The 10,920-nt window shown below is 73.5% G+C and carries 9 protein-coding genes and 1 pseudogene; 2 read left to right on the forward strand and 8 right to left on the reverse strand.

The genetic code is table 11. From position 1 onward, the window contains the following. Nucleotides 1–641, forward strand: a 641-nt coding sequence (locus ABZ371_RS21880) for a hypothetical protein (RefSeq protein WP_358682248.1), incomplete at its 5' end; no start/stop codon positions are given. Nucleotides 642–743: 102 nt separating this feature from the next. Continuing rightward, the gene (locus ABZ371_RS21885) at nucleotides 744–1,577 is read left to right on the forward strand and encodes a pectate lyase (protein ID WP_358682251.1); all 834 of its coding nucleotides are present in this window, start codon (nucleotides 744–746) and stop codon (nucleotides 1,575–1,577) included. A 65-nt stretch (nucleotides 1,578–1,642) separates the two neighbouring features. Here ABZ371_RS21885 and ABZ371_RS21890 read toward each other — a convergent pair whose 3' ends face one another. The 8 genes and pseudogenes from ABZ371_RS21890 to ABZ371_RS21925 all read right to left on the reverse strand — a co-directional run. Continuing rightward, nucleotides 1,643–2,842, reverse strand: coding sequence for a cellulose-binding domain-containing protein (locus ABZ371_RS21890; protein WP_358682254.1), 1,200 nt, complete (start codon nucleotides 2,840–2,842; stop codon nucleotides 1,643–1,645). Between the two features lie 302 nt (nucleotides 2,843–3,144). Next, nucleotides 3,145–4,251 (reverse strand): pectinesterase family protein, encoded by a 1,107-nt coding sequence (locus ABZ371_RS21895; RefSeq protein WP_358682257.1) that lies wholly within the window; start codon nucleotides 4,249–4,251, stop codon nucleotides 3,145–3,147. A gap of 94 nt (nucleotides 4,252–4,345) precedes the next feature. Next, nucleotides 4,346–5,677 carry a polysaccharide lyase family 1 protein gene (locus ABZ371_RS21900; protein ID WP_358682260.1) on the reverse strand — a complete coding sequence of 444 codons (1,332 nt, stop codon included), beginning with the start codon at nucleotides 5,675–5,677 and terminating at the stop codon, nucleotides 4,346–4,348. A 263-nt stretch (nucleotides 5,678–5,940) separates the two neighbouring features. Beyond that, entirely contained in the window at nucleotides 5,941–6,771 is an 831-nt protein-coding gene (locus ABZ371_RS21905; RefSeq protein WP_358682263.1) for a rhamnogalacturonan acetylesterase, read from the reverse strand. Nucleotides 6,772–6,898: 127 nt separating this feature from the next. Beyond that, nucleotides 6,899–8,233 carry a sugar ABC transporter substrate-binding protein gene (locus ABZ371_RS21910; protein ID WP_358682266.1) on the reverse strand — a complete coding sequence of 445 codons (1,335 nt, stop codon included), beginning with the start codon at nucleotides 8,231–8,233 and terminating at the stop codon, nucleotides 6,899–6,901. A gap of 124 nt (nucleotides 8,234–8,357) precedes the next feature. Next, nucleotides 8,358–9,899, reverse strand: coding sequence for a glycoside hydrolase 43 family protein (locus ABZ371_RS21915; protein WP_358682269.1), 1,542 nt, complete (start codon nucleotides 9,897–9,899; stop codon nucleotides 8,358–8,360). Further along, nucleotides 9,896–10,720, reverse strand: a complete 825-nt coding sequence (locus tag ABZ371_RS21920; RefSeq protein ID WP_358682272.1) for a PmoA family protein — start codon at nucleotides 10,718–10,720, stop codon at nucleotides 9,896–9,898. Before ABZ371_RS21920 ends, ABZ371_RS21915 begins: the two co-directional genes overlap by 4 nt. Continuing rightward, a pseudogene (locus tag ABZ371_RS21925) lies at nucleotides 10,717–10,920 on the reverse strand (gfo/Idh/MocA family oxidoreductase); the annotation flags it as partial. The pseudogene ABZ371_RS21925 and the gene ABZ371_RS21920, both read right to left, overlap by 4 nt.

Below are 10,920 nucleotides of genomic sequence, written 5' to 3' on the forward strand. Positions count from 1 at the left end.
GGATGGCGCGCGGCACGGCGGGTGAACCGCCGGTGGGCGCGCCCCGCCCGCGCGCGGTGCTGCCGTGGCTCCGGGTCGTGGGGGCGACGGCCGCGGTGTGCGGGGTGCTGGCGGCCGGGGCGTTCGCGGTCACCTCGGCCGGCCGCGAGGAGACGGCGGGCACGCGGGTGGCGGACGGTCCCACCTCCCCGGCCCGGGTCCAGGAGCCGCCCGCGGATCCCTCACCGGGCGGTGCTCCGCCCGCCGGACGGTGGCCGCTGCGGGCGGGCGGCGTCGTGGACCCCCACAGCAACCGCTACTGGGCGCAGAGCAACGTGACCGTGGAGGCGGCGGAGCCGCTGTCGGCCCTCACCGTGGAGCTGCGGATCGCGCTGAACGGCGGGGTGAACAGCACCGGTTCCTGGCGTTCGCTGCCCGAGGAGGACTTCGACGTCTCGGTGCGCGAGGAGGGCGCCTTCCTCGTCTACCGGTGGACACTGAAGCCGGGACGCGGCGTGCGGGCGGGGACGCACACCTTCGCGGGGCAGTACAACCACACGGAGGGGACCCGAGACGCCGGGCACGACGGCTACACGGCGCTGGCCCGGGTGACCCGGGGTGAGAAGGTCTCGGCCACCGGGGAGTTCGCGGCGTCGCCCTGAGCCCGCCGGACGGAAACAGTCGCGGGCGCGGCAACCCTTCGCCGGGCGGTGGCGACCAAGGGGCGCAACACTCCCCCACCACCGAGGAACGGAACACCCCACATGAGCGCACGAGCGCGTACACACCGGCGCCGGCCCGGCAGGCGCCGCATGGCCGCCGCGCTGACCGCGGCACTGGGCCTCACCGGCGCCGCCCTGGCCACCGACGTCATGCTGCAGCCCGCCGGCGCGGCGGCCGCCGCGGTGCCCGCCTGGCCCAGCGCCAAGGGCACCCAGGCCGTGTCGTCGACCATCGAGGTCTCGGGGACGTACGACGGCGGCCTCAAGCGCTTCTACGGCAGCGGCGACCTCGGCGACGGCGGCCAGGACGAGGGGCAGGACCCGATCATCAGGCTCAAGGACGGGGCGACGCTCAAGAACGTCATCCTGGGCTCGCCCGCCGCTGACGGCATCCACTGCTCCGGCAGCTGCACGCTCCAGAACGTCTGGTGGGAGGACGTCGGCGAGGACGCCGCGTCCTTCAAGGGCACCTCCGCCTCCTCCGTGTACACGGTGTACGGCGGCGGGGCCCGCAAGGCCTCCGACAAGGTCTTCCAGTTCAACGGCGCGGGCAAGCTGGTCATCACGAAGTTCCAGGTCGCCGACTTCGGCAAGCTGGTCCGCTCGTGCGGCAACTGCTCGAAGCAGTACCGGCGGGACATCATCGTCGACGACGTCGACGTGACCGCGCCGGGCAAGTCCCTGGTCGGCATCAACACCAACTACGGGGACACGGCAGCGCTGCGCTCGGTGCGCATCCACGGGGACAGCGGCAAGAAGATCAAGCCGTGCGTCCGCTACACCGGCAACAACACCGGTGCGGAGCCGAAGGAGACGGGCAGCGGCCCGGACGGCACGTACTGCCGCTACACGGCGTCGGACCTGATCTACGGCTGAGCCGCGGAACGGGCCGCCCCGGCACCCGGCCCGGAAAGGGGTCCGGGCGCCGGGGCGGCCTGCCGTCAGCAGCCGATGGGTTCGGAGCCGACCGCCACGTCGTCGAACCACAGGGTGTCGTCACCCGTCCCGTAGCTCTCCCAGCCCAACCGCAGGGCGGTGGGCCGGGGCGGGGTGGTGCGGGCAAGCCATTGCTGGTCGATGTCCTGGGTGGGGACGCCGTCGGCGTGCAGTCCCGGGACCAGCCCGTCGCCGAGCCAGGTGTCGAGACCCGGGGCCCTCGTGTCGATCGCGAAGCGCAGGCACTGCCAACTGCCCGTCGGCAGCGGCCGGCTCTGCGCCACACCCGCCGGGCTCTGCGCCGGCAGCGTGGCGTCGTCGCTCTCCCTGTTCCACTGGAGGGCGCCGTTCTGGCCCCCCACCCGCAGGCTCCGCCCGCTCTGCGAGGTGTCGGGCATGGAGACGAACGTGACGTGGGCCGAGGGCAGGGCGGTGGTGTGCCTCACCCACAGGCGGCCGTACATCACCGGGCCGACCGAGGACAGGTCCGCGGTGGCCGCGACGAAGGCGTGGTTGCAGTAGCCGGCCCGGCCGTCGACGCGCAGCGCCTTCCCTCCGCTGTGCGCGACCGCGGTGTCGATCACGGCCGTGCCGGTGCCCTGGCAGTCGGGTGCGGTGAACTTCCAGTCGCCCGACGGGGCCGGGCCGGCCTGGTTCTCGAAGTCCGAGCAGACGACCGCCTTGCCGCAGTCCGCGCCGGTCGGTGGGGTGGTGGGGGGCGGGGTCGTGGGCGGCGGGGTCGTGGGGGGCGTGGTCGGCGGTGTGCCGTCGCCACCGCAGGGAACGCCGTTGAGGGCGAAGTCGCCCGGGGTGGAACCGGCCGACCGCGAGGTGCCCTGCAGGCCGAACTCCGCGGCGGCGCCCGTGGCCAGCGTGCCGTTCCAGCCCGCGTCGACGGCGACGACGGAGGCGCCGGACTGGGTGACGGTCGCGTTCCACGCCGACGTCACGCGCTGGTCGCCGGTGTAGGTCCAGTTCAGGCGCCAGCCGGTGAGCGCCGGGCCGAGGTTCGTGACCTTGATCTGGGCGGTGTAGCCGTCGGCCCACCGGTTCACTGTGTAGTCGACGCGGCAGCCGGGCTCCGCGGCGCTCGCGGACATCGCGCCGCTCGCGGACAGGGCGGTGAGGCCGGACGCCGTCAGTACGGCGGCCGTGAGGACCGCCGTCACGGGCCGGCTCAGTAATCGCGGGAGAAGGACGCGCACGTGTGCCTCCGGGGTAGGGGGAGCGAGGAAGTGGCGGGAGCGCTCCCATCCGGCGGGGCGGGGACCCCGTACGGCCGGTGCCCGTCGGCGGGTCGCGCGCGGGGAGCCGCAGGACGGTTCCCCACGGCCCTCTTCGCACCCGGCGGGCACCGGAGGATGGGAGCGCTCCCAAACCCCATCGGCCCGAGACCGTACACCCAGCGCCGGTGCCCGTACAGTCATTGGGCCGAGGTGATCCGCGGCCGTCGGACGAGCCCCTGCTCAGGCGCCCGCGGCCCACGCGGCCGCCGCGGGGCCCGGACTCACGCGTACGGGCGCCAGTCGCCGAGCCACTGGGCCGGGGTGTGCGAGCGGGCCTGCGAACGGCTCAGCCGAGGCCGGTCGCCGGGGACGGTGACACGGGCGCCGGGGCCCGTGTTGCGGTACTCGGCGAAACGCTGTTCCTGCCAGGGGAAGCCCGCGGACATGGTGCCGTAGGGCGCGGCCGCGTCGATGCCCGCGCCGAGGTGGCTGTCGCGGACGGTGAGCATGGGGTGGGCGGTGAGGTCGGAGGACGGCACCCAGGGGCGGGCAAGTTTGTAGTACGCGTCGGGGGCGGTGCTCGTGACCCGGGAGCGCACGACCAGGAAACCGTGCGGGTTGGCTCTGGCGGTGCTGGGCGCGAAGACGAAGCCGTACGGGGCGGACGCCAGGTCCGTGCGCGTCAGGGTCCGGAAGTGGCAGCGGTCGTAGACGGCGGTGGCGCGGCCGAAGACGAAGTCGACGTCGCCCTCCAGGTAGCAGTCGCGGTAGTACTGGCGGGCGAAGGCGGTGAGGGAGGGGGAGTCGGCGTACAGGGTGTCCTGGTGGCCGAGGAAGCGGCAGCGGTGGAACGCCGACCGGTCGCCCATGACCTTGATCGCGACGGCCTGGGTGCCGGTGTACCCGGGGTGGTCGGCGCGCAGCCAGTCGTTGGCGAAGGTCAGGTCCCGGGCGGTGAAGTCCGCGGCCTGGACGGTCGTGGTCGCGGACCCGGAGGTGCCGTAGGTCCCCGAGCCGTCGGGCTTGGGGGTGCCGGCCGCGTTGCCGTGGACGATCACGGTGTCGCGGGGGTCCCCGCTCGCGCCGATCAGCGTCAGGCCGGTCCGGGCCGCCGGGACGGTGACGGTCCCTCGGTACACCCCGGGGGCGAGCACGAGGGTGTGCCCCGTGCCGGTTGCCGCGTCGACGGCCGACTGGACGCCGGTGTGGTCGCCCCGGCCCTCCGGGTCGACGTACAGCGTCCGGGCGTCGAGGCGGCGGGCCGGCGAGCCGTACCGGCCGAAGGGCGGGTGACCGGCGGGGCGGGCGGAGGCGGCGGGGGCGGCGCCGAGCGTGAGGGCGGCGCCCGTACCGGCGAGCAGGGAGAGGGCGCTGCGGCGGCTGAACATGGCGGTACTCCTTCGGGGTGCGGTCGAGGGCCGGAGCGGCGCTCTCCGGGGTGGTGGAGAGCGTGCGGTGCCGCTCCGGCCGGTTCGGGGTGGGTCAGCGGCCCAGCGGCTTGCCGGCTCCCGCAGCGAGGTGCACGAGCAGCGGGACGAGGAGCGGGTGGCTGACCTCGGTGCGCAGCGCCGGCTTCCAGCCCGCGCCCTCGGTGAGCTGCTCGGCGGGCACGCCCGCGTTGTGCACGGCGATCAGGTCGGTCCGGCGGCCGTTGACGTAGTTGTCCTCCGCCGTGAGGGAGGACTCGGACCACTTCTTGAGGATGGTCGCCTTGTCGAAGCCGGCGGGCACGGTGAAGGCGTTGTGTTCGGCGACCAGCGCGGACTCGGCCCCGATGCCGTACGTGTAGCCGTACGCCGCGCCCTTGGTGGCGACGAAGTGGTTGTTGTACGAGTCGACCCGGCCGAAGCGGACGCGGGGCGCGCGCTCCTTCACGTCCTTGAAGAGGTTGTGGTGCAGGGTGACGCGGAGCTTGCCCCGGTCGCTCGCGCCGGCGCCGTCGCTGTTGCCTATGAGCATCGTCTTGTCGTGGTCCTTCAGGACGTTCCAGGAGACGGTGACGAGGTCGGCGCCGCGCACGATGTCGAAGAGGCCGTCGTGCTGCTGGTACACCTGCCCGAAGTAGTGCGGCTGGGCGGCGTCGGGGCGGTCGCCGTCGCCGAAGGTGTTGTGGTCGACCCAGACGTGGCTGGAGCCGTGGACGACGAGGTTGTCGTACTCCGAGTTCCAGGCGCCGTGGTCCCCGTCGGTCGGGTCCCACTGGGGGAAGCAGTCGTAGGTGTCCTCGAAGGTGATGTTGCGGACGATGACGTTGGAGACGTTCTTCACCTGGAGGCTGGCGCCGATGACCGTGGCGTCCTTCCCGACACCGACGAGCGTCGTGTTGGAGGGGACGTTGACGTTGACGGCGGCCGCCTGCAGCTTCGCGGAAGCGGCGCGGGCGTCCTCCAGCGGGCCGGAGGGGACGGCGTCGGTGCCCCAGACGGCCGGGTCGTAGGCGGCGAGGTACTTCTCCAGCGTGTAGCCGCCCTGCTGGTACTCCTCGCAGCCGATGGGGGTGCCGTCGACGTCCGCGTTGCCGTGGACCGTGCCGGCGATCCGGACGATCTTCGGCGCGTCACCGGCGTCCTTGAAGGCGGCGATGAGCTCGGCCCGGTTGGTCACGGTGTAGACGTGGTCCGGGGTGGCCTGCGAGCCGCCCGTCGTGGAGCCGTCGGCTGCGGCCCAGCCGTCGCCCGAGGGGAGGACGGCGCGCTCGATCCCCTTGCCGCGGTGGTGGGGGGCCGCCTGGGCGGGGACGGTCACGGCCAGCGCCAGTGAGGCGCAGCCCGCCACCACGGCGATGGCGCGGACATGAGACATGCGTGCGGGCATGGCGAGTTCCTGACTGTCGTTCGGAGACGTGCGGTGCGGGACATGTGCGGTGCGGACGTCGTGCGGTGCGGACGTCATGCGGTGCGGGGGACGTGCGGTGCCCGGGGGCGCGTGCCGGGCCGGGCACCGCGTCGGACGTCGTGCGGTGCGGACGTCATGCGGTGCGGGGGGCGTGCGGTACCGGAGGGCTCGTGCCGTGCCGGGCACGGCGCGGGCTCCGGGCGGGAGGGACCTCGTGCCGGGTGGTGGGGCGGGGCGGAGGGTCAGGCCTGCGGCCAGGTGATCCATGCCTCGTGGACCGGATCGTCGAGCCGGCGCAGGTCGCGCCGGGTGAGCACACCCGCCTCCAGCAGCGCCCGGGCCGTCGTCCGGGCCACGTCGACGGCGCCCGTGGGCCGGAAGTGCGTGTTGTCCTGCCTGCCGTCGGGGTAGTTCGGCGACTGCCCGGGCTCCAGCCAGTTGAAGTACGCCAGGGTGGCGTCCGGCCCCAGCTCCTGCCAGCGTGCGAGGGAGAGCGCCTGGAGGTCGAGCAGCGCGACCCCCTCCTCGGCTGCCAGGGCCCGCATGGCCGCGGGGTACTCGCCGTGGGTGGGTTTGGCGGTCCCGTCGGCGGCGAACCGGCGTCGCTCGACCGGCGTGAGCAGCACGGGTTCCGCCCGCCGGGCGCGGGCCCCCTGCACGTACCGGCGCAGGTACTCCTGGTACGTGGTGTACGGGTCGGTGCCGCGGGCCGGGTCCTCGGTCTTCTCGTCGTTGTGGCCGAACTGCACGAGGACGAGGTCGCCGGGGCGGACACCGTCCAGGAGGGTGGTGAGGCGGCCCTCGTCGGCGAAGCTCTTCGAGCTCCGCCCGTTCATCGCGTGGTTGGCGACGGTGAGGCCGTGGGCGAGGAAGAAGGGCAGGGCCATGCCCCAGCCGGTCTCGGGCGCGGCGTCGGCGTACTTCTGGGCCGCCGTCGAGTCGCCCGCGATGTGCAGTGTCCGGGGCCTGGGCCCGCCCCGGCCGCCGCCCGGGTGCGCGGCGGCGGGTGTGGCGGCCAAGGCGAGGGGCAGCGCGAGGATCGCGGCCGCCGTCTGTCTGCGGGTGAGTGGCACAGGGGGATCTTCCTCTCTCGGGGGGCGTGGACGCGGGAGGTGGGGAGAGGGACCGGCGGCGGGGCGCGACCCGGACCGCCGCCGGTCCCCCGGTCACGGGGGTGCCGGCCGTGAGCGGGCCGGCGGGTCAGCCGTTGCCCAGCTCGGTCCACTCCTTCTGGGCGGTGTTCAGTTCGTCGGCCATCTTGTCCAGGAACGCCTTGGCCGTAGTCTTGCCGAGCAGGACCTTCTGGAACTCCGGCTCGTTGTCGGCCTTGCTGATGTTGTTCCAGTCGGGCAGGTAGTACGGCAGGTCGACGATCTTGGTGGAGCCGTCCGTGAGGGCCTTCGCGGCGAGCGCGGTCGGCTCGGACTTCGCGATCCAGGGGTCCTTCGCCGCTTCGGTGTTCGCGGGGATGGCCCCCGCAGACTCGTTCCACTTGCTGTTGGACTCGTGCGAGGCCGCGAACTCGATGAACTTCCAGGCCGCGTTCTTGTTCTTGCTGCTGCGGAACAGGCCCAGGCCGTCCACGGGGTTGGAGACCTGCACCCGGGTACCGCCCTCCCCGATGGGGGCGGGGATGCCGGCGAACTTGTCCTCGCCGAGGGCCTTCACGTGGTCCTGGTAGGAGCCGAGGTTGTGGCTGAGCATCCCGATGGTGCCCGTGTCCCACTGCGCGACCATCTTGGTGAAGTCGTTGTTGACGTCGGCGGCGGGCGTGGTCCGCTTGAAGAGGCCGGCGTACTTCTCCAGCGCGGCGACGTTCCTGGGGTCGTTGAGCGTCGTCCTTTCACCGTCCCAGAAGTCGGTGATGCCGGTCTGGCCGTAGATCGCGTCCAGCGCCTGGGCGATGGAGCCCGCGCCGCCGCGGATCGTGTACCCGAACTTGTTGTTCTTGGCGTCGGTGAGCTTCTCGGCGGCCTCGTAGAACTTGGGCCAGGTGGTGGGCGCGTCCAGCTTCGCGGCGGCGAACAGGTCGGTGCGGTACCAGAGGGCGCCGTTGTTCGCGGAGGTCGGCATGGAGTACATGTCGTCGCCCCGGCCGGCGGCGGCCGTGACGCTCTCGACCATGCTCTCGACGAGCTTGCCCTTCAGCGGGGACTCCTCGAGCCGCTTGTTGAGGGGTTCGAGGGCCTCCTGCGACACCATGTTGGCGAGGTAGGCGGTACCGACACCGCCCACGTCGGGCAGGCCGCCGCCGGCTATGGCGGTGTCGTACTTGGACTGGACGTCGGCGATCGGGATCGGGACGTACTTGACCTTGATGTCCGGGTTCTTCTTCTCGAAGTCCTTGATGATCTCGGTCCAGACGGCGGTCCGCGGGCCGCCGTTGTTGTCCCAGAAGGTGATCTCGCCCTTGCCGCTGCCCTCGGTGCCGCTGCCGCTGCCGTCGTCACCGCACGCGGTGGCCGTCAGGGCGAGTACCGCCGTCAGGGACACCGCAGCCGCGGCACGCCCCCGCTGCGTCTTCGAGATGGTCATCGTCGGCTCTTCTCTCTCGGTGCTTTCGGTGGAATCACTGGTGTCGCGGGTGGGGGTGCTGGTGTGTACGCCCGTGGGGGTCGCCGCGGTCCGTACGTCCGTGGGGGTGTCTGTGGGTGTGCCGTCAGCGGCTGGTGCGGAACGCGGTGAAGAGGGCCGTGCCGGAAGGTCCCGTGCCGTCGGGCGCGGTGGCGAAGAGGCCCAGCAGGGCTCCGACCCAGCGCCAGGGGGTGGCGGCGAAGACCAGTCCCGAGGGCCGGAAGCCGGCCCCGTCGCCGGTGTCGGCGTGGAAGCGGCAGCGTGCGCCGCGGGTGACCTCGACGCGCAGCCGCACGTGGGAGCCGGGGGCGGGGCGCTCGGGTGCCGCGTCCCGTTCGTGCTCGGCGACGGTCTCGGCGTACCGGTGCACGAGCCGGGCCACCCCGTCCGGTCCGGTCTCCAGGCCGATCCACGAGAAGGCGTCGCCCAGGACGGCGAGGCCGGCCTTGGCCCCCGGTTCGCCGCTGTGCAGGGTGAGGCCCGTCTCGGCGGTGAACTCCTCGGCGGGCAGCCGCTGCACGAGGACGTTGGGCAGGGCCCGCAGGTCGTGCGCGTACGCGGTCCGCACGCAGCTGAGCCGCAGTCCGTCGCCCGCGTGCTCGACCGTCCAGCCGGGCCGGGGGTTGGCCGTCCACTGCCACTGCCTGCCGTGGCGCCCGCCGGGGAAGTCGTCGCTGGAGGCGGGTGCTTCGACGGTCTGCTCGGCGGCGTCGGGCTTGCGGTGCGTGAGGACGGGTTCACCCTCGTCGCCGATGACCGGCCAGCCGCCCTCCCAGCGCATCGGCTGGAGGTGGACGACCCGGCCGTAGGCGCCCCGGGCCTGGAAGTGGAGGAACCAGTCCTCACCGGCGGCCGTCCGCACCCAGCCGCCCTGGTGCGGGCCGTTGACGTCGGTGCGGCCCTGGGCCAGGACGACCCGCTCCTCGTACGGGCCGGCGAACTCCCGTGACCGGAAGGCGCCCTGCCAGCCCGTCTCCACTCCCCCGGCCGGGGCGAAGATCCAGAACCAGCCGTCGTGCCGGTAGAGCTTGGGGCCCTCCAGCGTGAACCAGCCGGGGATCGTGTCGGCGTCGACGAGGGTGCGGCCCTCGTCGAGCAGCTCGCGCCCGTCCGGGCTCATCCGGTGGCCGGTGAGCCGGTTCTTGACGCCGGAGCGGGATCGGGCCCAGGCGTGGACGAGGTAGGCCTCGCCCGTCTCCTCGTCCCACAAGGGGCAGGCGTCGATCAGCCCCTTGCCCGCCTTGACCAGGTGCGGGGCGGTCCACGGCCCGCGGATGTCCTCGGCGTTGACCTGCTGGATGCCGTGGTCGGGGTCGCCCCAGAAGATCCAGAAGCGGCCGGCGTGGTGGCGCAGGGAGGGTGCCCACACCCCGCAGTCGTGACGGGGCACCGAGAAGTCGGCGGCGGGCTCCAGCCTGTCGAGGGCGTGGCCGACGAGCGTCCAGTTGACCAGGTCGCGGGAGTGCAGCAGCGGGAGTCCGGGGACGCGGCCGAAGCTGGACGCGGTGAGGTAGTAGTCCTCGCCGACCCGCACGACGTCCGGGTCGGACCAGTCGGCGTCGAGGACGGGGTTGCGGTAGGTGCCGTCCCCGAGGTCGGCGGTGCGCGGCGCCGGCGGGCCGCTCACGCGGTCACCACCTTGCGGACGTGGGCGGCGGCCGCGTCGCGGTCGAGGTGGCCGTCGGCGATGACGGTGACGATCCGCCGCACCACCGTGTCACCCGCCTCCACGGTCAGCCGCCGGTCGGCGGCGAGGGAGGAGCCGACCCCCGGGTACTCGGTGGTCCGCACGAACCACGGGTCACGCCGGGTCTCCTCGGTCGCCCCGGCGAAGACGAGGGTCCAGCCCTGACCGGCGAGGGCCAGCCAGTCGGCGGGTGCGCCGTGCACCGCCTCCTCGCCCTCACGGGTGGGGCCGAACACGGCGGGGGCGGCGGCCTCCCTGGGGGCGCGCCAGAAGAAGCCGCCGTATCCGGCGCCGGGGCGGCCGTTGGTGGCCGGGCTGCCGATGGAGAGGGCGGTGGCGCCGCGGTTGGTGAGCGAGAAGGAGAAGTCGAGGACCCACGCGGTGTCGGAGAGCTCGCCGACGGCCACCGTGCGGTGTTCGCGCAGGAGTTCGGTCCCGTCGGCCTCCCAGCTGAGCTCCTGGACGAATCCGTCCGGGTCGCGGAGCTTCCAGCCGAGGTGGCGCTGGCGGCCGTGGTTGTCGAGCGCGGTGGGGCCCTGCCCGCGGACGAAGGTCCTGCCTCCCCAGAAGTTGTGGCCGGCCACGTCGGGGACGGCGACGGACGCCCCCAGGTGGTGGATGTGGTCGGCGGGGCGCTCCTCGGTCACGGGGGTGCCGGCGAGGGTGGTGACGGGGTGGAGGTAGGGGCGCCCGTCCGTCCCGGACCCGTAGCCGTAGCGGCCGACGGGGCGTCCCGCACAGGTGAGAAGGGTGGTGGTCACGTGGTGCTCACCTCGCTGGGTCGCGCCCAGGGGGCGCCGAGTTCGGAGAAGAGGGCGAGGGTGTCGGCGCCCGCGGCGACCAGGGCGTCGACACCGCGCACGATGCGCCGGGTGCCGGTGCCGTCGGCCGCCGGTTCGGTGTACCAGGCGTCCGCGGGCAGCGGGGCGGGCTCGGGGGCGGTCCGCACGGCCTCGACGAC

Origin of the sequence: Streptomyces sp. NPDC005899, from assembly GCF_040629645.1 — a bacterium.
GTDB lineage: Bacteria > Actinomycetota > Actinomycetes > Streptomycetales > Streptomycetaceae > Streptomyces.

Coding starts and splice junctions, on each gene's coding strand:
- ABZ371_RS21885 (WP_358682251.1), top strand. CDS start 744: ATGAGCGCACGAGCGCGTACACACCGGCGCCGGCCCGGCAGGCGCCGC.
- ABZ371_RS21900 (WP_358682260.1), bottom strand. CDS start 5,677: ATGCCCGCACGCATGTCTCATGTCCGCGCCATCGCCGTGGTGGCGGGC.
- ABZ371_RS21895 (WP_358682257.1), bottom strand. CDS start 4,251: ATGTTCAGCCGCCGCAGCGCCCTCTCCCTGCTCGCCGGTACGGGCGCC.
- ABZ371_RS21910 (WP_358682266.1), bottom strand. CDS start 8,233: ATGACCATCTCGAAGACGCAGCGGGGGCGTGCCGCGGCTGCGGTGTCC.